At 67.9% G+C, this 24,772-nt stretch carries 21 protein-coding genes and 1 pseudogene; 12 read left to right on the top strand and 10 right to left on the bottom strand.

From position 1 onward, the window contains the following. The first annotated feature begins 42 nt into the window (after positions 1–42). Positions 43–1,023 (top strand): terpene synthase family protein, encoded by a 981-nt coding sequence (locus tag I6A60_RS30940; protein ID WP_203021371.1) that lies wholly within the window; start codon positions 43–45, stop codon positions 1,021–1,023. Positions 1,024–1,104: 81 nt separating this feature from the next. Here the strand turns inward: I6A60_RS30940 and I6A60_RS30935 are convergent, their stop codons facing one another. The 5 genes from I6A60_RS30935 to I6A60_RS30915 are packed head-to-tail and all read right to left on the bottom strand — an operon-like array spanning position 1,105 to position 5,492. Further along, positions 1,105–2,574, bottom strand: a complete 1,470-nt coding sequence (locus tag I6A60_RS30935) for a cytochrome P450 (RefSeq protein ID WP_203021372.1) — start codon at positions 2,572–2,574, stop codon at positions 1,105–1,107. Next, positions 2,571–3,221: an ATP/GTP-binding protein gene (locus I6A60_RS30930; protein WP_203021373.1), complete on the bottom strand. Its 651-nt coding sequence runs from the start codon at positions 3,219–3,221 to the stop codon at positions 2,571–2,573. Before I6A60_RS30930 ends, I6A60_RS30935 begins: the two co-directional genes overlap by 4 nt. Next, positions 3,202–3,576: a DUF742 domain-containing protein gene (locus tag I6A60_RS30925; protein ID WP_203021374.1), complete on the bottom strand. Its 375-nt coding sequence runs from the start codon at positions 3,574–3,576 to the stop codon at positions 3,202–3,204. Before I6A60_RS30925 ends, I6A60_RS30930 begins: the two co-directional genes overlap by 20 nt. Further along, complete coding sequence (locus I6A60_RS30920; RefSeq protein ID WP_203021375.1) at positions 3,573–3,986, bottom strand: roadblock/LC7 domain-containing protein; 414 nt, start codon at positions 3,984–3,986, stop codon at positions 3,573–3,575. Before I6A60_RS30920 ends, I6A60_RS30925 begins: the two co-directional genes overlap by 4 nt. A gap of 3 nt (positions 3,987–3,989) precedes the next feature. Beyond that, positions 3,990–5,492 (bottom strand): ATP-binding protein, encoded by a 1,503-nt coding sequence (locus tag I6A60_RS30915; RefSeq protein WP_203021376.1) that lies wholly within the window; start codon positions 5,490–5,492, stop codon positions 3,990–3,992. A gap of 1,229 nt (positions 5,493–6,721) precedes the next feature. On the opposite strand from I6A60_RS30915, the gene I6A60_RS30910 reads away from it, so the two are divergent. Together I6A60_RS30910 and I6A60_RS30905 are read left to right on the top strand one after the other, a co-directional pair. After that, complete coding sequence (locus I6A60_RS30910) at positions 6,722–8,254, top strand: ISL3 family transposase (RefSeq protein ID WP_203021377.1); 1,533 nt, start codon at positions 6,722–6,724, stop codon at positions 8,252–8,254. An 82-nt stretch (positions 8,255–8,336) separates the two neighbouring features. Next, positions 8,337–9,257 (top strand): replication-relaxation family protein, encoded by a 921-nt coding sequence (locus I6A60_RS30905; protein WP_203021378.1) that lies wholly within the window; start codon positions 8,337–8,339, stop codon positions 9,255–9,257. Between the two features lie 184 nt (positions 9,258–9,441). Here I6A60_RS30905 and I6A60_RS30900 read toward each other — a convergent pair whose 3' ends face one another. The 3 genes from I6A60_RS30900 to I6A60_RS30890 form a co-directional block, all read right to left on the bottom strand. After that, positions 9,442–9,774: a hypothetical protein gene (locus I6A60_RS30900; RefSeq protein ID WP_203021393.1), complete on the bottom strand. Its 333-nt coding sequence runs from the start codon at positions 9,772–9,774 to the stop codon at positions 9,442–9,444. A gap of 99 nt (positions 9,775–9,873) precedes the next feature. Beyond that, positions 9,874–10,161, bottom strand: coding sequence for a hypothetical protein (locus I6A60_RS30895; protein WP_203021379.1), 288 nt, complete (start codon positions 10,159–10,161; stop codon positions 9,874–9,876). Between the two features lie 4 nt (positions 10,162–10,165). Next, positions 10,166–11,638, bottom strand: a complete 1,473-nt coding sequence (locus I6A60_RS30890; protein WP_203021380.1) for a TIR domain-containing protein — start codon at positions 11,636–11,638, stop codon at positions 10,166–10,168. 130 nt (positions 11,639–11,768) lie between these two features. Here I6A60_RS30890 and I6A60_RS30885 point away from each other — a divergent pair, with 130 nt between their 5' ends. Then, a complete protein-coding gene (locus I6A60_RS30885) occupies positions 11,769–12,473 on the top strand; it encodes a DUF3891 family protein (RefSeq protein ID WP_203021381.1) in 705 nt (234 codons plus the stop codon). 425 nt (positions 12,474–12,898) lie between these two features. Here I6A60_RS30885 and I6A60_RS30880 read toward each other — a convergent pair whose 3' ends face one another. Beyond that, positions 12,899–13,561 carry a TetR/AcrR family transcriptional regulator gene (locus I6A60_RS30880; RefSeq protein ID WP_203021382.1) on the bottom strand — a complete coding sequence of 221 codons (663 nt, stop codon included), beginning with the start codon at positions 13,559–13,561 and terminating at the stop codon, positions 12,899–12,901. A 555-nt stretch (positions 13,562–14,116) separates the two neighbouring features. Between I6A60_RS30880 and I6A60_RS30875 the strand changes: the two genes are divergently transcribed. From I6A60_RS30875 to I6A60_RS30850, 6 genes are all read left to right on the top strand, one after another. Beyond that, on the top strand, positions 14,117–16,747 hold the full coding sequence (locus I6A60_RS30875; RefSeq protein WP_203021383.1) for a GH116 family glycosyl-hydrolase: 2,631 nt from the start codon (positions 14,117–14,119) through the stop codon (positions 16,745–16,747). 642 nt (positions 16,748–17,389) lie between these two features. Continuing rightward, positions 17,390–18,481: an ABC transporter substrate-binding protein gene (locus I6A60_RS30870; RefSeq protein ID WP_203021384.1), complete on the top strand. Its 1,092-nt coding sequence runs from the start codon at positions 17,390–17,392 to the stop codon at positions 18,479–18,481. Positions 18,482–18,602: 121 nt separating this feature from the next. Further along, on the top strand, positions 18,603–18,764 hold the full coding sequence (locus I6A60_RS30865) for a hypothetical protein (protein WP_203021385.1): 162 nt from the start codon (positions 18,603–18,605) through the stop codon (positions 18,762–18,764). Positions 18,765–18,801: 37 nt separating this feature from the next. Further along, positions 18,802–18,972, top strand: coding sequence for a hypothetical protein (locus tag I6A60_RS30860; protein ID WP_203021386.1), 171 nt, complete (start codon positions 18,802–18,804; stop codon positions 18,970–18,972). 898 nt (positions 18,973–19,870) lie between these two features. After that, positions 19,871–20,290, top strand: coding sequence for a hypothetical protein (locus tag I6A60_RS30855; protein WP_203055768.1), 420 nt, complete (start codon positions 19,871–19,873; stop codon positions 20,288–20,290). 556 nt (positions 20,291–20,846) lie between these two features. Continuing rightward, a complete protein-coding gene (locus I6A60_RS30850) occupies positions 20,847–21,470 on the top strand; it encodes a hypothetical protein (RefSeq protein ID WP_203021388.1) in 624 nt (207 codons plus the stop codon). 555 nt (positions 21,471–22,025) lie between these two features. Here the strand turns inward: I6A60_RS30850 and I6A60_RS30845 are convergent. Next, positions 22,026–23,192: a thiolase family protein gene (locus I6A60_RS30845; RefSeq protein ID WP_203021389.1), complete on the bottom strand. Its 1,167-nt coding sequence runs from the start codon at positions 23,190–23,192 to the stop codon at positions 22,026–22,028. A gap of 186 nt (positions 23,193–23,378) precedes the next feature. Here I6A60_RS30845 and I6A60_RS44235 point away from each other — a divergent pair. Next, positions 23,379–23,665: pseudogene (locus I6A60_RS44235) on the top strand (ATP-binding protein); the annotation flags it as partial. A gap of 946 nt (positions 23,666–24,611) precedes the next feature. After that, complete coding sequence (locus I6A60_RS30835) at positions 24,612–24,767, top strand: hypothetical protein (protein WP_203042486.1); 156 nt, start codon at positions 24,612–24,614, stop codon at positions 24,765–24,767. Positions 24,768–24,772: the final 5 nt, after the last annotated feature.

Below are 24,772 nucleotides of genomic sequence, written 5' to 3'. Positions count from 1 at the left end.
TCGGTGATCAACCTTCCTTACACAGGAGACAGGTCAAGGACGATGAATGGCGAGCAGATCCTCACAGTGCACGAAGGTGCGCGCTCCTGGCAGCCGAACAAGAACGCCGCCGAAGCCCTGGCGCACACCGCCGCATGGCTCACCCGCTTCCAGGTCCACACACCCCGGGCCGAGAGGTATGCCACGCTATCGGGCTGGGTGTACCCGCTGGCCCCGCTGCCGGAGTTGGAACTCGCCTACGACATCCATGCCTTCTTCCGGATCTACGACGACTTCACCGACGACCTGGCGGCGGAGATCAGCCGCATCAACGTCATCAGTGCGGAGCTCACCGGGATTCTCTACGGGAGATCCGCGACGTCCCCCGTGGGGATGATCTTCCATGACCTATGGACCAGGCAGATCGTCGGCTCGCCGGACCAGTGGGTGGCTCGGGCGAGCGAGCACTGGGAGTGGTACTTCAACACGCAGGCCGCTTATGCGGCGATGCGGGATCGGCGCATGAACACGACGGTCGAGGAATACCTCGAACTACGCCAGGGAAACGGCGCGGTGCCGCTGTGCCTGGTGCTCGGCGAGAAGATGAACTTCACCTACCTGGCGCCGCACATCCACCACTGCACCCAGTTGCGCCTGCTGCGCAGGTTGGCCAGCGACATCATCGTGTACTGCAACGACGTGTACTCCTCGGTCCGCGACGCGAAGCGTGACGACCCGCGCAACCTGATCACGATCATCCGCGAGCAGAAGGGCTGTGACTGGCAGGAGGCGCGAGCCCGATGCGAGTACGAGATGCGGACGCTCGACCAGTCCATACACACCACGAAGCAGCGCCTTGACGCGGCCTGCGACCTGCTGCAGTTCACCGACGCGGAACGCGCCCAGGCTCGGATGGGTGCGAGGATCGCCGACGACTGGAACTGGGGTTACCAGGCGTGGGCCGCCGCCAACGAGTTGTTGATGGACACGGATCCGCCGCGTGAGGAGATCTCCCGCATGCTGACCTCCCCGCAGGCGGCCTGACGGCGCGTCGGAGACGAAAGAGTGGCGCCCGGGCATCGCTCCCGGGCGCCACTCGGTGGTACGTCAGCCGACCGCCAACCTTTAGCGCCGACGGCGGAACAGGCCGACCAGCGCGGCCCTGAAGCCACCGCGGGAGTGCGCCTTCGCCTGCGCGTCGGCCTCGGCCACCGCCGCCAGAGCGGCTTTCGCGGCGCTCGGCTCGACCGGGGCGGAGGCGGTCGGGGCAGCTGGCGCAGACTGCGGGGCGCGGCGGCGCTGCGGGGCGCGGCGGCGCTGCGGGGCGAACGTGACCGGGAGCGCGTCAAGGTGTCGGGACCAGGTCGAGGCGGTCCAGGTCAGCTGGTCCTGCGGCACCGTGAGACGCAGGTCGGGCAGCCGGTTGAGCAGCACGTCGACGCCCGTGTCGGTGATGGCGCGGGCGATCTCCTGTCCCGAGCACTCGTGTGGGCCCCAGCTGAACGCCAGGTGCGAGCGGTTGCCGTGCATCGGCGCGTCGAGATCTGGACGGATCTCCGGATCCACGTTGCCCGCCGCGATGCCGAGCAGCAGCATGTCGCCCGCGCGGATCTCCTTGCCGGCGAACTGCAGGTCGTGGGTGGCGAACCGGGCCGGGCAGACCAGCAGCGGCGGATCATCCCACAGCATCTGCTCGACCGCGTCCGGCAGCGTCATGAGCCCACCGGCGAGCGACGCGCGGAAGCGAGGGTCGGTCAGCACCATCCGCAGCGTGTTCGAGACCAGGTTCGTCGTGGCCTCGTAGCCCAGCACGATCACGAGGCGCAGGTGGTTGAGCACCTCCTCGTCGTTCAGCCCCGAGGGGTGCTGAACGAACCAGGACGCCAGGTCGTGTGCGGGGGCCCTGCGCCGCTCCTCGGTCAGCGACCGCAGGGTGCTGATGATGTACTGGTTGTGCGCGTACGCCTCTTCGCCGCCGCTGACCATGCCGACGATGGCCTCGACCAGTTTCGGGCCGTGCTCCTCGCTCAGGCCGACCAGCCGGCTCAGCACGAGCATCGGCAGGTACACAGCGAACTGGGTTACCAGGTCCGCGCGGCCGTCCTCGACAAAGCCGTCGATCAGCTGGTGCGCGTAGCGCTGCACGTGCCGCCGGGTGCCGTGCCGGTCGAACCTGGCCAGGCACTCGTTGACCGCGGCGCGCAGCCGCTGGTGCTCCTCGCCGTCGTAGGACACGACGTCTGGACGCCATCCGATGAGCTGAAGCAGTGGGTCGTCCGCGGCGATCCTGCCCTCGGTCCATTCCCGCCAGAGCCGGGCGTCCCGGGTGAACCGCCTCGGGGTGCGCGCCACCTCCATGTTCTCCCGGTAGCCGAGCACCAGCCAGGCCGGGACGCCGCCTTCGAGCTCCACCGGGGCGATTCCGCCGTGTTCCGCGCGGAGCTTCTCGTAGACCGCGCGGGGATCGTGCTGTGCCTCCGCGCCGGAGAGCGCGGTCAGCGCGGCACCCTGCGCGAAGGCCGCGTGCGCCGGGCACTCCGGCGGTGGGTTCGCAGCGCCTGGTTCCGCACCTGATTCGGAAATCGATGTCGTCACGTCTGCTCCGTGGCGGCCGAGGCGGCCACCGGGGCCGCGGAATGGGTGGACAGCCAGTACAGGTAGCGCATGAGGGCCAGCAGGGTGTCCCTGCTCGAGGCCCGGCTGCGCGCGTCGCACGCGACGACCGGCACGGCGGCCGGCAGGTCCAGCGCGGCGCGCACCTCGTCCAGCGGGTGGATCGGGGCGTCCGGAAAGCCGTTGACGGCCACGATGAACGGCACGCCGCCGGCCTCGAGCCGCCCGATGACGTCGAAGCTCGCCTCGAGCCGCCGGGTGTCGACCAGCACGACCGCGCCAAGGGCTCCCTCGAACAGGCCGGCCCACAGGAACCAGAAGCGCTGTTGGCCGGGCGTGCCGAACAGGTAGAGCACCAGCTCGGAGTTGATGCTGATCCGGCCGAAGTCCATGGCCACGGTGGTCGCGTTCTTCTGCTCGACCCCGCGGACGTCGTCCACGCCGACGCTGACCTCGGTCATCGTTTCCTCGGTCGTCAGCGGTCTGATCTCGCTGACGGAGCCGACCATGGTCGTCTTGCCGACGCCGAACCCGCCGACCACGACGATCTTGACGGCGGTGGCGGTCGAAGCGGGCAGCGCGTCCTCGCGCGCCGGTCCGGGTGCCGGCTCAGAGCTTCTGGAGTCCATACATCACCGCCTCGAGCAGTTCGCGATCGGGGATTCCGGCGGTGTGCACCGTGGCGCGCACCTCGACGGACGAGTCCGCGAGCAGGTCGGAGATCAGGATGGTGACCACGCTGAACGGCAGCCTGAGGTACGCCGAGATCTCCGCTACGGACAGGGGGTAGTGGCACATGCGCAGGATGGACGCGTGTTCCGGCTGCATCTCCGGCCGGGCCGCGGCCCGGGCCACGACGAGGGTGACCAGGTCGACGTCGGCCCGGCGGCCCGAAGTGCCGCGCCCGCCGGTGATGACGTACAGGCGCTCGGGGCCGCTCAGTTCCCAGGAGGAGGACGCGTCGTTGGTCGGGGACGGGGTCACCCGGCCGTCCTCTCCTCCTCCATCCGAGGCGGACTGGTGAGGTGCTCACCGATGCGTGCGACGAGACTGCGCATCTGCTGCCCCATCAGCCCCGCGTCCACGCCTTCGTCGGCCAGCACCGCGAGGTAGGCGCGCGCGCCGGCCGCCATGAGGTAGAAGAACCCGCCTCCCGCCTCGATCACCACGAGCCGCATCCGCTTGTCCCCCTTAGGGAACTCGGCGGCGACGGCGGCAGACAGGCTCTGCAGGCCGGCGCACGCGGCCGCGAGGCGGTCGGCGGTGTCGACATCGGTGTCGTACTGGGCCATCCGCAGGCCGTCCGCGGTCAGGACGATGACATGCCGGGTTCCCGGCACGCTCTCCACAAGGTCCTTGAGCATCCAGTCCATGCTGGGCTGCAGGTGGTCCATCGGCTACTCGCCTTCCTTGCTCGACGCGTCGTCAGTCAGGGCGTGCGTGGTGCTCGTGATCTCGCCGGAAACCGCGTTCTGGAACGCGGCGAGCCACAGTCCCGGCGGCGGGGGCGGCGCGGCGGGAGCGGACGCGTCACTCGACACGGCCGGGGACGGGTCGGCGGCCTGCGGCGCGGTGAGGCTCTGCTGGTTCCTGCCTGCGCCGAGCGGGGCGGTGGCGCTACGCCTGCGCTGCGGCAGGCCGTTGACGTTGATCTCGATGTTTCGCGGCTCCTCCGGCTGCAGGGCGATGGCGGACATCGGCTTGTTCGGGTTCGCCATGACCGCGGCACCCGGTGTGGCCGCGGACGGCGGCACGGCAGTCGCCAGCTCGCTCGGGATGATCAGTACGGCGCGCACGCCGCCGTACGCCGAGGGCCGTAGCGAGACCTGGAAACGGTGGGTCTGCGCGAGCCGTCCGACCACGGACAGGCCAAGGTGGGGATTCTCGCCGAGGTCGACGAGGTCGAGGCCCGACCGGACCTCGGCGAGAACCCGCTCGGCGCGCAGCCGCGCCTCCTCACCGAGGCCGACGCCGCCGTCCTCGATCTCGACCGCGATCCCGGACTGCACCTCGACCGCGGTCATGTGCACGCGGGTCCGCGGCGGCGAGTACCGGGTGGCGTTGTCCAGCAGCTCGGCGAGCGCATGGATGAGCGGTTCGACGGTGGGTCCCGAGATGGCGACCTCGACCACCGAGTGCAGTTCGACGCGCTGGTAGTCGGTGATCCGGGACATCGCGCCGCGCAACACGTTGAACAGCGGCACCGGATGCTGCCACTGCCGGCCGGGGCGGGACCCACCGAGCACGGCGAGCGAGTCGGCGAGCCGACCGATCAGCGCGGTGCCGTGGTCGAGGCGGAGCAGGTCGTCGAAAACGTCAGGGCTGCCGCCGTGCCGCTCCTCCATCTCGCGCAGATCCTGGAACTGCTGGTGCACGATGGCCTGGACGCGGCGGGCGACGTTGACGAACGCGCGCTGCGCGGAGTCCCGTAGGTCCTCTTCCGCCTTGACCGCGTCGAGGACCGAGCGGACCACGTCGTCGTGCGCCTTGATGAAGGCTACGCCGAGGGCGGGCGACTGGCTCGAGCCGGACAGCGCCTCCTCGACCGAATCGCCGCGGTGCAGCCGGCTGATCGCGGCGGGCAGCACCTCGACGGCGAGGCGGTGGGTCTCGGCCTCCTGCAGCTCCAGGCGGCGCACGAGTTCCTGCTCGGTGGCGGCCTGCCGACGGCGCATCTCGACGATCTCGCGCCGGTGGCGGCGGCGAATCTCGGCGCCTGCCAAGCCGACCGCGATCACCGCGGCGAGGCCGCACACGGCGACGGCGCGCCGGGCCTGCGGGGTGACGAGGAGGATCGCGGCCGCCGTACAGAGCGCGGTCAGGGCTGCTGGTACCAGGGCCTCGAAGACGACGGAGGGGTCGCCTTGCGAGCCACGAGGCGGTGGTCGCTTGCGCATCATTCGCAGAACCTTGGTCTGATCGTGGGCGTGTGTCGGTGACCGACGGGGATGGGGAGACGAGTCACGGGCGCGGCCCACGGAGAGACCGCCGCGCCGACGAGAGACCGACGGTGATGTTCTGACTGGGCACGCGGCCACCTTGCTCAGTGTTTGGACACGGCGTTTCTGATGTCTCTCCGGAACAGGTGTGACGCTATAGCAGGCCGAAGACACGACGAAAACGCGTCCGCGCTCCTAATGCGCCGGCGCACGCCCGATGGATCCAACGTTGACCGATCGGTCCATCGTGTGACATGACCCACCCTTCGGCGGGTCAGAATTGGCGCTGGGTGGCGGGAGGCCCGGGCGTAGGTCCACGCCTTTCGGCAGAGCGACGCCCATTCTCGCCGCCGATACGGATCGTGACGACCGCCGTGTGGGCTGGCCCCAAGATGCTGCGGCTATGGGGACGTAAACTCCTGGCCAATCTGCCCATCAGCCACGGCTGCAACCATGCTGAGCAGGGCAGATATCATTCTCGACGGGACAGCTTCAGCCCCGCGCGTGGGCCGCGGGCGTGCCTTGAACCGGCCGTGATCGGCTTCGATCATGTTGGTCGCGTAGCGGGTCTCGATGTGGGTGTGGCAGGGCAGCTGATCGTCGAGAACCCTTGGCCAGTCGGGCCGTGGACTGTGGCCACCGGGACGGGTCGCCGCCCGTGGGACGGTGCGCGGGCGAAAGAGCGGCGGCCCGCGGCCAGGTCCCGCACGCAACGACTACGCACAGCTCGTTCATGCCTGATCGGCCAGCCGACCACTATGCCAGAGCAACGCAACGACACTTCCCAGATCATTTGGTGCGGGCTCGTAAACCAATTGTCGCCAGCCTGTAGACGGCCATGCAATTCTCCACGGCAGGTGTACTCGACCGGGATCCAGCCCGGCGACTGCCGCGAGCGTCACAGATGGCGCGTCCGCGAACTACCAAGGCGCACGGCCTGATCTGGACGCCCGCATCAATGCGACTGCGGATGTCGAGCACCGTCTGATCGGCCCCTAACCCAGATCTTTCGTGAGTCACGCCAGGCCACCGGTGCCGAGCCTGGTGGTTCTCCATCCAGGAGCACCGCTTCGACAGGGCCTGTTTCAAGATCGGCTCTGTTCCACTTTCGGTGGTGACGTTCTGTGGTCCGTGCGGGTGTCGGTCCTCGGGGTTCGTGAGGTGACCGATTCGTTCGGCCACGATGTGTCATGTGTGGTGCGGATCGTCTGGTGAAGGTGGCGTTTTCGGGGCTTGCGCCGCTGGTGATCGAGGATGTGGTCGTTGAGGGCGACCTGATTCGTGTGCGGGCTCGGACCCCGGAGGTGGCGGCGGCGTGTCCGACCTGCGGGAACGTGTCCTCACGGGTGCATGGCTATCAGCTTCGGACGGTGGCTGACCTCCCGGTCGACGAGCATCGGGTGGTCGTCGTCGTGAGGGTTCGTCGGCTGGTGTGCCCGACGCGGGGCTGCCGGCAGACGTTTAGGGAGCAGGTACCCGACGTGCTGGAGCGTTACCAGCGCCGGACTGGGCGACTGGCTCGGGTGGTGGGGTCGGTGGTCCGCGAGTTAGCGGGCCGTCCGGGCGTCCGGGTCCTGTCGGCGCTGACGATCTGTTTGTCGTTCAACACCGCGCTGCGCTGCCTGCTGCGCCTGCCCGTTCCGCCGCTTGTCGTGCCGCGGGTGCTGGGCGTGGACGACTTCGCGTTGCGCCGACGCCACCGTTACGCCACCGTCTTGATCGACGCGATGACGAGACGGCGCGTCGACGTGATCCCATCGCGTAGCGCGGACGCGGTCGAGGTGTGGCTGCGCGCCCACGCCGGCGTCGAGGTCGTCTGTCGAGACGGCTCCGGCGCCTACGCCGAAGCGGTCCGTCGCGCCCTGCCCGGCGCTGTGCAGGTGGCCGACCGTTGGCACATCTGGCACAACCTCGCCAAGGCCGTCGGCAAAGACGTCGCCGCCCACAGCGCCTGCTGGGCCAAGCACGGCCCGCCGTTGAACGACGGCCCGCTCGCCCGCACGACCCGCGAACGCTGGCACCAGGTCCACGGCCTGCTCAACCAGGGCGTCGGCCTGCTGGAATGCGCCAGGCGGCTCAACATCGGCCTGAACACCGTCAAACGCTACGCCCGCGTCGCGGAACCCGAACGCCTGGTCCGCGCCCCGAAATACCGTCCGACCCTGGTCGACCCCTACCGTGACCATCTGCGCCGCCGCCGCGCCGAGAACCCGGCCATCCCGATCCCACACCTTTTCGAGGAGATCAAAACCCTCGGATATCAGGGCAGCTTCAACCTCCTCGCCCGCTACATCACCCAAGGACGCGTCGAGGCCGACCGACTCGCGATCTCCCCACGCGCCGTCGCCCGACTCCTGCTCACCAAACCGGACACGCTCACGGACCCACAGCGCGCTCGGCTCGACGAGCTATCGACCGCCTGCCCGGAGATGATCGACCTCACCGGCCTGGTCCGCAGCTTCGCGGACCTCTTGCACCCCCGCCCCGAGAACGCCGCCCGCCTGACCGAATGGATCACCAACGCCCGCGAAGCCGACCTGCCTCACCTGCATGCCTTCACCCGCGGCCTGGATTTCGACCGCGCCGCCGTCACCGCCGCCCTCACCCTGCCCCACCACAACGGCGGAACCGAAGGCGTCAACACCAAAACCAAACGAATCATGCGCCAGATGCACGGCCGCGCCGGATTCCCCCTCCTACGCCACCGCATCCTGCTCGGCTAACACTCAGTCACCACCGAAAGTGCAACAGAGCCGTTACCGAGACAGTCCCCGCCGACACGGCCACGACCACCGGGGAACAGCGATGAGCCGCCCGAACCGCCGGGCGGGTCGGACCGCTGGCGGGGGTGGCGAGTCGGTGCTGTTCGCGCTCGCGGGACGGCTCACCGCCCGTGACCGCTGGCTGCTCGACATCCTCGCCGACCATCAGGTCCTGACCACCGACCAGATCACGCGGCTGTGCTTCGAGAACCTGCGCACCGCCCAGGTCCGCCTCGCCACCCTGGCCCAGCTCGGTGTCCTGGACCGGGCGAAACCCTTCTACGGCCCCCACGCCGGCCGCTTCCACTACACCCTCGGACCCGCCGGCGCCCGGCTGCTCGCCGCGCACCGCGGCCTGACCCTCGCAGAGCTCGGCTACCGCCGCGACGCCCTGCTCACCCTGCTCGTCTCCCCGCGGATCGCCCACCTCATCGGCGTCAACGGCTTCTTCGTCGGTCTCGCCCACGCCAGCCGCACCCTGCCCGCCGGCCAGGGCCTCACCGTCTGGTGGTCCGAGGCCCGCGCCGCCGCGATGTGGGGCGGCTTCGTGCGCCCCGACGGCTACGGCACCTGGCACACCGGCCAGTGCCGGTTGGACTTCCACGTCGAGTACGACACCGGCAGCGAGACCCTCGCCCGCGTCCACGACAAACTCCCCGGCTACGCCCGCCTCGCGACCGCCAGCGGCATCAGTAGCCCCCTGCTGCTGTGGCTACCGTCCCCGGCCCGCGAAGCCCACCTTCGCGCCCGGCTCGCCTCCGGCCCACCCCACGCCGGGGTTCCGGTCCTGACCGCGAGCCCCGAGCACCCCATCCACCCCGGCGGCGACCCCGAGGACACCGACCCCGCCGCCGCCGTCTGGCTACCGCTGGACGCCACCCGCAGACTCACCATCGCGCAGCTCGCCGACCGCTACGGCGCCCCCCACACCCCCGCCGCCCACCGCCGACCCGCCCATCCATGAACACGACCGCCACGTCCCCAGGACGCGAGCCCGCTGGCCTCAACCCGAACGGCCACGCTCCGCGGCCCGCTAGACGTCGGCGTCCTGAGTGGTCCCGTCATCGCCCGGGCCTCGGGGCCCCGGAAGCGGCAACGGCTCGGCCGGACCCTGGCCCCGGGCGCGACGGTCGCGGACATAGAGGGCCTCATGCTGCCGCGACGTCGAACAGGCCAGTCGCCTCGACCAGCGCCCGCGGCCGGCGCCGGCCGTAGGCAGGCGGGTCGAAATCCGGCCGCCGGCCCCGTGCGGCACGGTCACCACATCGCCCAGACGGCTCCACCCGTCCGTGTCCGCCGCCCGACCGCGCGGACCGCAGCAGATCGACCAGCTCCGCGTCCCAGCGCAACTCGGCGGGACTGACCACCCGCCGCAGCTCCGACGAGTCAACGCATGAGGCACGCGGGTACAGCTGCTCGCTCTTCGCTCGCCGGTCCTTACGCGGCAGGTCCGCCAGCATCCGGGCCGCGAACTCCTCCACGACTGGACGCAACTCGAAACCGGTCGGTCAACGACCTAACAAAGCCCTACTAGGCGGGCGTGACCGGGCTGCCCGCTGTATCCACCGCAAGAAACCAGGTCACTGCCATACCACGACCACATTATCGCGGTGTATCTCGCGGATGTCTGGAGGGACTCTGGCCGCTGGTACGGTCCTGCCATCCACAAAATTTCCCGTGGTCGTGTTGAATATTCCCTGTGCCAATGACCGGTCCTCGTTCAGAACGGTCACACAGAGGAGGTCGGGATCAAATGTGACGAGGCTTTCCCGCTGCCGGAACCAGTCCACGACGCCAACGTGCGGCGAGTCGTCGGTGAAGGTGAATGTTGTCAGTGCGAACGACACCAGAGCTAGTGCGTTGATCATGGCGTCAGGCCTCGGTTCCGAGTTCGCGTGGCAACAGTGTGGCGCGACGGCTTGGCGATGATATGAGCTCGGCACGGTGCATGCTCACTCGTCGCCTCGCGCGGTCCGGGTACCTGTGCCTGCCAAACAGATACAGGGCGCACCACAGGTGAGACACCTCGTCGTCGTGCGGAATCCCAAGCCGCTGCATCGCCTGTTGGAACTGACGGCGGACATCAACGCTGGACAGCCCGTGCGCATCCGCTATCTCTTGTTCTGTGTAGCCGTCCGCCAACTGCTCCAGCAGTTCTCGTTGGAGACCGGTGACGGCGAGTATCTCGGCCGGAAGCGATACCGGGGCGACCTGGCCAAAGCTGGAAGCTGGACCGAGAGTGGCGTCAGGCTCGACGGTGTCGTGCGGGTAGGTCCATCGATGAGCAGATCCAAGCTCCCGCCGGAGACTCGTCAGCTTTTGCTGGAACTCGCCGGCGTCGACTCCCAGCGCGTCCAGTACCTGGCGTAGGCGCGTGTTCTGGGCGCACCGGGCAAGAATCTGTTCCAGCCGTGGGTCTGGAATTATCTCAAAGAATTCGATTGCGGTGAGCAGCGCGCGTGCGATCCGCGAATCGATGAGATCGCCGTCGGCCGCCGCGCAGACCAACTCGGCTATCTGCAGGCCCCCGATCCTGGTATCGATGATGGCCCGTGCTCCCTGCAGCCAAGTTCCGACCTGGTACTGCCATCCTTGCGCGAGCGAGAGCACGACGACAGGCCGGCCGCCGAGATCGTGTTGTATTCCTTTGTCTGGCGCGCCACTCATGTAGCCGATAACGCATATGTCGAAATGAGCTCCGGAGCGGGCCAGCGCAGCCGTGCTCTCATGAGCCGCGGAGACGACGATTCTGGCGTCCTGGCTGATCGCGGCGGCGATGCCGTGACGGTTCGCGTCATGCGCGTCGACGACCGCGACGCGAACCAGATCTGGTGATGCGCCCGCCACGGCGCGGAGCGAGGGCTCCCGAAGGCGACCGGGGAAGATCGGCTCCACGCCGCCTGGGAAGACTGGCTCGACGGCTGGCTTACGTCGATTGCCTTGCACCGCGGCCAGGAGGAGGGAGCGTGCCTCGGATGGGCTGGCGGCAGCGAACAAATTCACCGGAATACTTTGCTCCAGCACGCCGGTGACCTCGATGTCGTCGATCCTGGCGAGGAGGAGTCTGGTCGACTCGTCGGCCTGGGCGCGGTGCCATGCGGACTGCCATTGCGAGGATGCCAGCGAGTATTTCTGGTAGTTGCGAGAAAAGACGGCGATCGTGCACCTTGCTGTTGCCAGTGCCCGGTCCGAAAGGGCAACCGAATTGCCTCCGGGAAGGAAATCCCACGCCTCCAACGTCACAGACAGGCCGGCTTCCTCCAGCTGCCAGGAGATCCATTCAGCCCACGCGACGTCGTTCGGTGCGTATGAGACGTAGAACGCGCCTCCTTCGTCCTCGAGCATGTGCCCCCGATCGCTCGAATGGATCTTTCGTCCACGAGTGTGCCAGATCGCAACGCCGCTTCGGTCGGAACCGTCCAGGTCTGCCGGCGACTGAGGAGATCATTGCCAATGGGAGAGGCCACACCCACGCTTGGAGCGGCCCGCCTGGGGGAACGAGGACGCCCCGGCTCTGGCGGAGCACGCGCGGGCCGCCACGCTGGCCGCGCGCCATCATGACAATGGCTGGGCGGTCTGGGAGCGGCGACCGAGCCTCGACCCGGCGACGCGCCAGCCGACCCAGTTCCACAAGGTCGGCCCGGTCGAGCACATCCCGGCCTACCGGGCCGGCGTCGACCGGGCCGCGCACGGCGACCCGTGGGCCGGCCTGCTGGTCAGCCTGCACGCGGCCGGCCTCTACAACGGCCGTTACGGCACGTTCCGGCTCCCCGAGCTGGCCGACCAGAGCCTGACCGCCCACGAGCAGGCCCTGGTGACCGAGTTCCTCGCCGAGATGGACCGGCTCCAGCGCGACCTGCTCGGCGCGCTCGCACGTCGACCCGTATCCGTTCGCGACCGAACCGGAGTACTTCGTCGCTACCTTGGCGCCGACGCCGGCGCCGGCCCTTCAGCCCGACTGCCGCGGCCGGCCCGAAAACGACGAATGCCCACACGCAAGGGCCACGCCGCATGTCCGCCCACGGGCAACCGAAGGCCGGAAACCGCCGCCGCCCGGGCGATCACCCCGACACCGCCCGTCCGGCCGAGTCGGAAAACCCGTCCTGGTACTGAACACACCGACCCAGGAAATGGCCCCTCAGCAGGCCCAGAGCGAGGTCTCACTGAGACCTCGCCTTGAAGCGAGCCCATCTCGCCACCTGAATCCCCAGGCCACCGGCCTACAGGGGCCTCGCTTACCTGTCCCGACTCGCCACATGCGCGGCCAGGGAATCCGGTACGGCCTGCAGACAATGTGCGAGGGCGGCGGAACCGCCAACGCGACCATCCTCGAGCTCCTCTGAACGGAGTCGTCGGCGAACACTCTCTGGCGAGCCAGGACCGACCTGTTCGACCTGGAGCTCGCCGCGTGCCTGCGTAGCAGCCGGGCGGTGGGCCGCGTCAGTCGTGCGGGCTGTTCGCCCAGCTCAGCGCCCTAGTCGTCCAGTTGCACCCGCAAGGTGGACGACGGCGGCCGAGTAGAACCGAGACGTCTGGGAGTTGTTCCAACCCATCCGCCTCGGCGACTGAGAAACTGGTTCTCGTCGAGCTCTGCGCGGTGCTTCCTCAGATCCCGTTGGGGGGGTCGATCACGGCGCGTGTGGCCTCCATCCAGTTCTGCCCTGAGAGCCGGCGGAACGCACGGGCGAGCGTTATGCCCAGGTCGAAGTCGCGGGAGTTGAGCCATTGGGCGGTGAGGCCGTCCCAGATGGCCACGAACTGGCGTGCCACCTCTACTGGATCCAGGCTCGGATGGGCGTCACCGGTCTTCTGTCGTTCGGCGATGAAACGGCCGTATCCCTCGACGGCCGTCTGGTAGTGCTGGGCGAAATAGTCCTCGGCTGGGTGCCCGGGAATGGCGGCAAGACCTGTCAGTGCGACTTGAAGACGGACCAGTGGTTCTCGGCCGACGACGGAGCGTCCAGCCTCGGCGAGGGTGTTGAGGTCGAGGCCCGCCAGTCCGTCCTCCGGACGTACGCCGACGCGCTCGGCCCGCTCCACAGCCAAGTCCCGATCTAGTTCCAGGGCGGCAACGAGCAGGTGGTCCTTGCTCGGGTAGTGGTAGAGGACGGTCGCCTCGCTAGTGCCAGCCCGCGCCGCGACCTCGGCCGTGGTCACTTTCGCATGACCCTTCTCGACGACCATGTCGAGCACGGCTTGAGCGATCTCCCGCCTGCGGACGGGCGTCCGGGAGTACTGACCGCGCGGGTGGCGGGCCGTGGAAGCCATGTGACTGACCCTACCGACTCCCAAACTTGAGTCAGCTCTGCCCCTGCTTTGGCGCACGTCCGCCACGAGGTCGACCTTTCGGTGCCCGTTGCACGTCCGGAGCTCTCATTTGCTAGTTGACTCAGATTCTGGTTCGGGCCAGGATCGCGGGCATGGCACCGAGGTCGGTCGGAGGCGCACTGAGCGCCGTCCGGCCGGCGCACGGGGCCAACAACCCGCTGCGGGTCCGCCTGGCCGGGCCTGCGGCGTGCCCCAGTGTCCCGGCGCCTGGCTCGTGGCCTCGGTGGTCGAGGCAGAGGTGGAGGTCTCGGCTCGACAGCCGGCGGGAGAGGGGGCGAGAGCGCGCTGCCTGCCGCCTCTGGACGGCGGCTTGGATTCCAGCTCCGTCGGCGGCAGTCGAGTCCGACGTCGATCAGGCGTATTCGACGAGTCATGGCGGCTTGGGAAACCTGTGGCACGCCGCACAGGACTGCGGGCAACGAATCTGACGTCTTGACACTCGAATGAAGGAATGTGGTGCGCAAACACCGGGCGCGGTATCTCATCATTGTGTTGGTGCTTGTTCTTGCGGCCGGCGGCACCGTACTCGGCATACGCCTGTCCGCGGACTCTGGGCCTGGCGGCATGGACGGCTTCGTCCTTCCAGTGCCCACGGCGGCGCTGAGCCGGCCGCTGGGGGCGATCCCGGCCTTGACGTGTTCAGCCGAGGCCTCGCAGGCGTGCAGCGGGACGCAGGTCGACGCGCTCGACATCCTCAAAGGGAACTATCCGTTGACCGTGGCCGGGCTGGGACTGCCGGTAGGCGGTGTCGGAGCCGGCTCATTCATGATCAACCAGTCGGGGACGTTCGGGCCATGGGACTTCGGCGGCTCGCAGAACGCGACCTGGGAGATGCGCGCCCTTCCTCAGGCAGCATTCCATGTCCGTGAGCAGGTCGGCTCGGCTGCGGCATCCGTGCGCACTCTCGCCACCGACGGTCCGCGCACCACGGGCCCGAACGGCCTGGTCTCGCAGCGTTCATGGGGCTCGCCGCTGCCGGCGTGGAACACGCTGAAGCCCGGTGATGGCACCTACTCGAGCCTGTACCCATTCGGCTGGGTGAACTACAAGCCACTTGCGACCGACGTCTCCATGCAATTCTACTCGCCGATCGTCGCTGGCGAGGACGAGCGCACCTCGCTGCCGTTGGTGTACTTCGACGTGCAGCTCGCCAACCATACCGGGAAAGAGGACTCGGTGTCGGTGATGTTCACCATGCCGAATGCTCCTGCCCATGCCACGGGCAGCCCGACAAGCGTGCGGTCGGGTTTCTCCAGCGCCTTCCAGTCGGACGCGAGGACCGGAGTCCAGGCGGTGACGCTGCGCGCGGATAGCCCCTCCAACACCCCGGATGCCGCCAACTCCGAATGGACTATCGCGGCGAAGCCCACCGGCGGGCAGAAGGTCACCTACACCACCTCGTGGAACGGGAACGGCGACGGCTCGGACATCTACAAGGCATTCGGCAGGGACGGCCAGCTAGGCGATGCTCCGCTCGACAAGTCCTCGTCGGCCGGAGCCGTCGCGGTATCCGCGAAGCTCGCGCCCGGCGAGACGACGACGATTCCGTTCGCGCTGTCGTGGGATTTTCCGCAAATTTCCTTCGACAAGGATCAGACGGTGTGGATGCGCCGCTACACGGACTTCTACGGCGCCAGGGAGACCGCGACCAACGACTACGTCCGCGGTAGCTACTCCGGCCGTCAGAGCTTCAGGATCGCGGATGACGCGCTCACCGGCCAGCAGTCGGCGTTGAAGGCAGTCGAGTCCTGGTGGAGCCCGATCGCAAACAATGCGGCCTATCCGACCGCGCTACGTACGGCGTCCCTCAACCAGCTCTACCAGCTGGTGTTCAACAGCTCGTTCTGGGAGGGAGGACTCGTCAGCAACAAGGTGCCTCCCACAGGCGGTCGACGAATAGGGGCGGCGAAACCCGGTACGCACCTCTTCGACACCGTCGACAGCACGGCGCCGCTGACGGCGGATAGTTCGTTCGCGCTGGTCAACAACTCGAACGAGATGGATGTCGACTCCTACGGATACCTGGCGTACGACCTGCTCTTTCCCAACCTCGAACGCGACCGACTACGCGCCGAGAACGAAGCCACGATGCTGGACCCCTACTCCGATCCGCGGATCTATACCGTGACGGCGACGTCTGACCCCTTCGTCAGCTGGACAACCACGGATCCGCCGACTCCAGGTAAGACCCAGTTCGCCGATATACCGAGCAAGCTCGTCTACCGAGACTACGCCTACGCGTTGATCAACCATGGCGACGGTTTCCTGCGGGAGGCCTATCCAGCCATGGTGAAGAATTTGAAGAAACTGCAGGGCCTCGTGCCCGCTGACAGCTTCCTTCCGCTGCCGTCCCGCGATTTCGCCAACACCTATGACGTTATCCCGACCAACGGTGTCGACGTCTATGACAGCGAGCTGTACCTGCTGTCCCTCGAGATCGTCATCAAGAGCGGCCAGCAGCTCAGCCGACCCGCCAGCGAACTGGCTCCGCTGCAAGGCGATCTAAACAACGCCAAGGCTGAGTTTGAGACGACGTTCTGGGACCCGGTCCACCAGTACTACCGGTACACGCCCGGCCCGACGGGCACCGAAGATGCCACGCTCTTCGACACCTTCTTCGCGCAGGGAGTCGCCGAGCGCCTAGGCCTGCCAGACCTGGTGGACCTCACCCACTACCGCCAGCAGCTTCGCACGCAGTACCCAGCCTTCGTGAAACTGCGCGACGGGAAGGGCCGTCTGCTCGGAGCGCCCAACATGATCCTCCCGGGTGGCGCTGGTGCCGACGGCAACTGGCCTTTCGTGGGCCCGTACGGGCTTCGTGAGGAGACCGAGGTCTGGTCCGGAACCAACTTCGAGGTCGCAGCGACCTACCTGACAGCCGGTGCACGATTCAAGGACAACACCCTGACTCGCGACGGTGTGGCGCTCGCCTCGGCGGTCTCCACGCAGATATGGCAGGTGCCGGAGAACGGGTTCGCCTTCAACTCACCAGAGGCATGGAACCAGAAGACAACCGAGCTCTACCGCTACCCGGCGTATGCCCGTGCCCTGTCGATCTGGGGCACCCTCGACGCCATACATCCGCTGACCGCCGTCGGTCTCACCCAAAACGACCGGTCGTCCTAACAACTGAGCTGGAGAGGCCGATCGACCACTATGTGAGATAGAGAGTTGCGATCGTCGTCCGGGTCGTCCACCCGGACGACGATCTCCGGCTGTCCAGCCGGGCCGCATGGCCTTCGCGCCGGATCATGTCCGGCCACGAAGGCGACGTCGCGATCCGGCATACCGCGAGAGTGTCCTCGCGCCGACGCCAGTTTCCGCGCCCGGACGTTTAGATATCACACAGCTGCGGGCGCTCGATCTCCCCAGCCACCTTGTCAGTGAAAAAGGACAAGAAATGGAACGACGCAGGGGCCTCGGCGCATCCGAACTCGACAGCGTCGCAGGTGGTGAACTGGTGGCCAGCTGGTGTTTCGACGTCACGGCGCTCTGCATATGCCGGCTGGACCGCGTTATCCCGTCGGAATGTCGGCGTGTTGGCATCGAAGGTGATCGTCGTAACTTGCGGGGAGCGCGAAATCCGTAGGAGAGAGACGGCGAGAAATTTCCCAAGTCGACGAGGAGTACTTCGTGAACTCGAGTAGGCCCACCATGTCCCGTGCCAGGGCATGCGCCTTCGGGGGCGCACTTATCATTCCACTGGCGCTGGTCGGTTGTGCGTCCGGTTCGATTTCGAATAGGGCGCAGGCCTGCGACACCCCAGGAGTGACGCCAACGCAGATCAAACTCGGGCTGCTGTACCCCGACAGCGGCACGTCGGCAAGTTTCTCCTCCGCACGCGCAGGCGTCGACGCCCGATTGGGCGACGCCAACGCACACGGCGGCATCGACGGCCGCCATGTCGTGTACGACTGGGAGGACGACCAGGACCTGCCCAGCACCAACAGCCATGCGGCCCGGATACTCGTCGACTCAGGACAGGTCTTCGGCCTTCTCGAGGAGTCGGCCGCCGCCTCGGGCGCCTCAGACTACCTTACGCAGAAACATATTCCCGTCGTCGGCCTGTCCAGCGAGGACGTGTGGTCGAAGCCGGCCAGCACCAACATGTTCGCCTGGCAGTATGCGACCTCCCAGGTCGATGACGTTTACGGACGCATTGTCAAGCAGGCCGGCGGCACAAAGGCGGTCATCCTCGTCCCCAGCGACGCTCCGATCCTGACGAAGGTCGTGAAACAGATCTCCACGTCGCTGGCCGCGGTCGGCGTCGACAGCGAGCCACTCGCCCTGGACACCGTCAGCGACCCGGCCGCGGCGGCCCGACGTATCGGTTCCATGCACGCCGACGCGATCGTCGGAGCCGTGGACATTGCCTCGTTCGGCAAGATCGCCCAGGCGACCGTGGAGGCGAATGTCCACATCAAGGTCAAACTTTCACTCACCGGCTATGACCGCGCCTCGCTCGCCAGCGCTGGTAGCGGACTGATAGGCGTATATCTGCCGTCGTTCACGACACCTCTGGAGTCGAACATCCCGGCGATGACACGCTTCAAGCAGGACATGGCGCAGTTCGCCCCCGAACTGGCCGAGTCCGGCCAGGCATCGGCGCTCCAAGGCTACGTCGACACAGACCTCATGCTGACCGGCCTCGAGAAGGCCGGCTCGTGCCCGACCCGCGACGGATTCATCCACGCGCTGCGGTCCACGTCGTCCTACGATGCGAACGGGCTCGTCCTTCCCATCGATCTGCGCACCGTGGGCAAGCCCCAGTTCTGTCTCGCCTTGGTCAGAGTGAACCCCACCGGAACGGCGTTCGAAGTCGTGAACGGACACCTGTGCGGCGTCCCAGTTGCGTCCTGAGCACGCGCGGGGCGTCGCGCATCGGGGGCGCAGCGCCTCGCACCCAACGGGTCGGGCAGCCAGGCGCTGTCGCTCGGCGTTGGCCCGAGGTATGGCTGGGGCGGATTGGTGGGCTGCTCAGATGCCCCGCGCGGAGTCGGTGGACGCTGCCGCGACCCGGCGGCGAGCGGTGTCGGTCCAGTGCAAGAACTGGTACTCCAGAGACAGTGTCCTGCGCCGCATGATCAAGCAGGCCAACAGCCTCGGCCTGACCGTCCGCTTTGAACCGATCGGGGTCGCCTGAGGCCTGCCGGTCACCTTATTTTCGTGTCAGTCCCGCGATGGTCGCGGACGCGAAGGCACGTGGGTTGGCGCTGACGGGGCCGGACGGCCTGTTGAAGCTGTTCACGAGGAACGTGCTTGGGGCGGCTTTGGCCGAGGAGATGACCGAGCACCTCGGCCAGGAGAAGAACCGCGCGCCGGCGGACGAGCGGACGAACCGCTCCGCATAGCAGTTCGCCTGCGGTGGCCATGGCGGGTCCGCACCATGGCCCCCGGAAACGCGAGGACCGGCAGCCTCCTACGGGGGGATGGAGGCTGCCGGCCCCTTTACGGTAGTCCGCGCTCGATCCCGGCAGGGTGCAACCCGCCACCGCTAGCGTGAAAAGGACGGCGAGGGCGAACCGTCGCGGACGAATCATGGCGCCGATCAGGACAGTGCGGATCTATTCCGGCAGGTCAACCGACTCGCGGGGCGAAGTGAGCGAGTCCCGCCACCGTCACGCCCGTGGACAATTACGGCCGGTTCGCCTGGGCTGGACTGGCAGTGGGCTTTCGGGTAACCGGATGGCGACTGCGACGATGCTCGTGGACGAAGACTGGGCCCAAGCTGTGCGGCCCACGTACCGGCCGCCCGGGATCTCCGCGACAGCGCCGTCGAACAGGATGGACCCCCGCGCGAGCCTCGGCCGGCCACTCGGTGGCGTTCTCGACTCGACTGGGTGCCAACCACCCGAAAAAGAGGCCCGATCGGTTCGACGGCGGGCGGCTCACCCCCATCGACACTGTTGCGATCCGACCGCCTGCCCAAGAGCTAGCCGGGTAGAAGGTCGCCGTGGTCAACCACCTGGCCGGTTGATGGTGCCGTTCACCGCCCGCGGGAGTGGTCGCGTGTCTGGCGGCCCGGGCAACCGGCGAGACCGTGCACCTCGACGACGGCACACCGCTCGGCTGACCGGGCCGCTGCCTGAACCGGGTCACCGACAAACAGCTCCTCGCGGGCCACCCCGTCGCCGCCCAGCACGCGACCAACAAGATCGAAAATGATGCAACCAGATCGACGGCACGGCCTCAACGAGCGAGAGGAGAGCAACGCCGTCGCCATCTCCTGCCTGTGACACCATGGCCCGCGTGAACGTGCGGCGACTCGCGGCGATCGACATGTACGGCACGCGAGGCACCACCCGTCGCCGGCGAATCATCCTGACCGAATTCATCCTCGGCGCCGTTGTCATGGTCGCGATCGGTGGCTGGATTCTGGGCCACTCCCCCGGCATCGGCGACCTCACGCTCGGCCTATGGCTGACCGGGGCAGGACTCAACTACGCGCCGCTCGCCGTTCACGCGATCACGCTAAGCCGACCCGGCGCCCTCGAGGCCGAACTCGCTAACGTCGACACCACCCGCGAGCTGCGCCGTTACTCGACACGCCAGCTCTGGATCGTCATACCGCTCTCACTCGTCGCTCTCTCCGCACGCGAGGCAATCAGTCTGCGCAGGTCCCGACCGGGCGGCGCCAGGCAGCTGCCAGGCTACGACGAAGAACCGTGAGAACCTCTGAACACGTGGTAGCCCAGAATCCGGCCCGGCGCAGCAATTATCCGCCGCCCGCCACGGTGGCGACCGAGTACCACTTCAGGCACGGCTGATCGACATGGAACGCTGCGCTCCCAGTCGGCTGACGCCCGAGAATCTCGGCATCCTCGCGCGCCAGCGCCTCACTCCCTAACGCGTGCGCGAATCCTCGGGGAGTGACGCCCGGTGGGAGTGACACCTCGCCGGGTGCTGGTGGTCAGTGCAGTGGTGTGCCGTTTTGAGGTAGATGGTCTTGCCGGTCGCGCGAGCCGCCAGGCAAGCGTCCACCCGCCGGGTGCCAGCGGAACTATCAGCTCGGGTAGTTGGTCGACCGCCGCGCTTGTCTACGCGGCCAGTTCTGCGCGGCTGCCATCCGCTTGCGGGGCAGCCCACGCTGCCGGCCCAGCCCAGGCGAACCGGCAGTAATCGTCCACGGCCGTCACGGTGGCGGGCCTCGCTCACGTTGCCCCGCGAGTCGGGTGACCTGCCGGAATAGATCCGCCGTGTGCTGGTGGGCGCCATAATCGGCGCCATGATTCGTCCGCGACGGTTCGGCCTCGCCGTCCTGCTCACGCTCACCGTCGCGGGCTGCACCCTGCCGGGATCGAGCGCCGCCGGGACAGACGCCACCCCGACCCCCGCCGGACCGGCCAGCGCCGGTACGGCCCAGCCCGGACCGCTGGCCGTCTCGACGTCGACCTCGACGGTCTATCCGGCGCACTGCCAGGCGAGGGACAACAATGAGGAGCCCGACCCGACCTGCACACCCGGCGCGCTGAACCCCGCGGTCACCCAGGCCACGATCGGCTCGACGATCTGCACGTCCGGCTGGACCGCGACGATCCGCCCGCCGACGTCCTACACCAACAAGATCAAACGTGAGGCGATCGCCGCCTACGGCAACTACGCCGGCACCGCCATGGGCAGCTACGAACTCGACCACCTCATCTCCCTGGAGATCGGCGGCTCCCCGACCGCGGTCGCGAACCTCTGGCCCGAAAAAGGCGAACACAACGACAAAGACCCCGTCGAGAACGCCGCCAAGGTCGCCGTCTGCTCCGGGAAGATGACCCTCATCGACGTCCAGCAGCAGATCGCCACCAACTGGGTCGCCCTCGGCCACGAACTCGGCGTCACCGGCATCCCCGCCACCTGAACAATAGTGCCTGCGCGGTTCGGCTCGGCATCTTCGGGGGCGCGCACGACGGCGCGTCGCGCGCGTCCGTGGCAGCCGGGGTCGACGGCTGGGACGCCGCCGGCATGGTGCGCCGCCGTGCACGCCGTGCGGCTCATGACGTCACTGTGTCGTGGGCCCGGTTGTTCACTCGGCACGTTTCCGCATGCAGCCCGGGTGCGCCGATGCCGCGCTCGTCCAGGCCTTGGCTGGGCTAGCTGCCGTTCGGCTTGTTCGCCTCGTCCGGGCGGTAGACCGTGATCCACTGCTCCACGTCGGCCCTACGCCAGACACGCCCAAGTCCCGTCTCCCCGGCGGGCGCCGGGAAAGTGGGACGCCGCGTGAGCTGGTAGCAGCTCGTCCGGGACCCAGGCAGGCCAGTGCGGAGGAGCCGTACGTCGGGGAGATCCACGACGGTTTGCCCGCGCGGGACGCTGGAATGATCTTGGCCGCCGGTATGGCGAATACGCCAGCCCGGGAGCTCCAGGTCGAACAGGTCATTCCTGGCTCGCCAGCTGCGTTCGCCAACGGCTCCGTTCAGAGGAGCTCGACGATGGTCGCGTTGGCGGTTCCGCCGCCCTCGCACATCGTCTGCAGGCCGTACCGGATTCCCTCGCCGCGCATGTGGTGAAGCATGCGAGTCAGGAGGATCGTGCCGGACGCGCCCAGCGGGTGACCGACGGCAATCGCGCCACCGAGCGGATTGATAGCCGCGTCCCCGACACCGAACTCGGCCTGCCAGGCCAACGGGATGGGCGCGAACGCCTCGTTAACCTCGAACGTCCCGATCTCTGTGATCGACAGCCCGGACCGTTTCAGTACCTTCTGGGTAGCCGGGATCGGACCGGTCAGCATCATCAGCGGGTCCGAGGCCGCCACCGCGCCCGAGTGGTAGCGCGCGAACGGGGTCAACCCCAGCTCCTTCGCCCTCGTCGACGAAGCGACCAGCACCGCCGAGGCACCATCGGAGATCTGCGAAGCGTTGCCGGCATGGATCGCGCCGTCTTCCTGATAGGACGGCTTCAGCTTGGCTAGGACGTCCGGGGTTGTGCCCCGACGGATACCCTCGTCCGCCCGGAAGTCCGGTAGCTCGGGCACGGGAACGAGCTGACCGTCGAAGGCCCCGCCGTCGACCGCGGCCGCGGCCAGCTCATGCGAGCGTGAGGCGAACTCGTCCAGCCGCCGCCGAGACAGGCCCCACGCCTGCGCGATGCGCTCGGCGCCGACGCCCTGGTTGAAGTCCTCGTTGGGGAACTCTCCGCTGGTCAGATCGCCCGCGTACCGCCGCCGGACGAGCGGTCCATACGGCCGCCCGCCCGACTGGGAGGCACTGATCGGAACCCGCGTCATGGTCTCCACACCGCCCGCGACGACCAGGTCGTACTGACCGGACATGACCATGCCAGACGCGAAGTCGAACGCGGCCTGACTGGACCCGCAGGCCCGGTTGATCGTGACGCCCGGCACGCTTTCCGGGTATCCCGCTGCCAGCGCCGCGTATCGGCCCACGTTCGACGACTGATCACCGACCTGGTTCACGCACCCCCACACCACGTCATCGATTACCGCGGGATCAATCCCGGTCCGCTCGACCAGCGCCCGCAGCACGACCGCGCCCAGGTCGGCGGCATGGACGTCAGCCAGCGAGCCGTTGCGCTTCCCGATCGGAGTACGAACAGCATCAATGATCACAGCGTCGGCCACGTTTTCATCCTGACAGGGGAGCCGCCCTGAGTCCCAACATGTAGAGCTACGTCACCGCCACCGGGCCCGCCGTGAGGACCGCGCGCACTCGCCGGCAACCACGCCCGAAGGACCGTCAGCACTGCGCCGCCGGTCCCGGGCAACCGTAGGTGGTCGCCACCGATTGGAAGATCGACGAGGGTTGCGCTTAAGAAGATCCGGCGCTACAAACTGATCATCATCGACGAGGTCGGCTACATCCCGTTCGACCAGGATGCCGCCCACCTGTCCGTCCAGTCGTCGCCACCCGCTACGAGCCAGGCTCGATCCTGGTCACCTCGAACCTTCCGTTCGGCCGCTGGGGCGAGACCTTCTCCGACGATGTCGTCGCCGCAGCCATGATCGACCGGCTCGTCCACCGCGCCGAGGTCCTCACCCAGACCGGCGACTCGTACCGCACCCGGGGTCGCCGCGACCTCCTTGCCAAAGACCGCCCGAACCGCGACCAATCTGACCACCGCGTGCGCAGATGTGCCTCGGCAAGAACCGTTCAGTTTTCCCCCGGCGTTGACACCAATCCTCGGCTTTCCCCCGGCGTTGACACCAATCCTCGGCGCCGCTGCCTGCCCCGGCGCAGCTCCCGGGGCACCCCTGACCTCGTCCGCCTCACCGGCGCGGCATCCCTGGCCGAACCACACGAGAACGACCTCACATCCCGGGCCATCGGACGTCGACCATCGGCCTCGACGGATCTCATGCGCACCGCGACCGCCCCACCAGCCCGGCAAATCTTCCGACAACTCGGACCGCTGTCTTCCACCACCGCGTCCAACGCGCTACGGCGACTACCGCCACAACGACGACGCGCTCGGGACCCGCCCGCGAAGAACTGGCTGTTGGGCCATCCGCAGTTCCGCTGCGATTCACCCCCACGTCAGCGCCGGGGATGAACCTGGACGAGCACTGGCCCAGCGCACTGCGCAAGCGCATGCTGCGACGCTTGACACGCCGGTCCGTGCTTGCTCTCGGGCCCGACGTCCGCTAAAGATCAACGCCTCGAACAGGAATCCCGTGCCGTTCCGATGGGACCAAGAACGGGGCGAGATCATGGAGACCCATCGCGGCCTCCCGTCGTCGGTCAACAACTCTGAACGCCTTTGGCGCGCTGACCCTTTGCAGCCAATGACGCTGGTCATGGCTGTCGAGCGGACGTGTTCCGTCCGCTCACCGATGGCCTCGTCGCATGGTCGGGCTCGTCTCGTCCACTCTCCGAAGAGCCACCGACACTGTGGCGGCCCGCGGGCCGGCCGACCCGACGCGGAGGTCAGCCGACTGGCAGCGCCCGTTCTGTGACGACTTGCCACCATATAGTCACGTCCTGCCGTAGGCTGACCACGTTGGGCTGCAGCGCTGGTGGGAGATCCCTGGGGGGTGCGCGCTATGCCGGTCGTCGACCGCGCCCGGATCGCGGAGGCGCTGCCCGGTGTGGAGTTCGGCCGTGAGCTCGGTTCGGGTGTCTTCGGACTAGGGCCTGTTTCGAAAGTCAGTCAGCGTAGCCATTGGTTGATCGCGGCGATGGTGACCGTTGCCGCGTAGCGGAC

It is taken from the genome of Frankia sp. AgB1.9, assembly GCF_016786355.1.
Lineage (GTDB): Bacteria > Actinomycetota > Actinomycetes > Frankiales > Frankiaceae > Pseudofrankia.
This window is presented reverse-complemented; position numbering and strand designations above follow the sequence as displayed.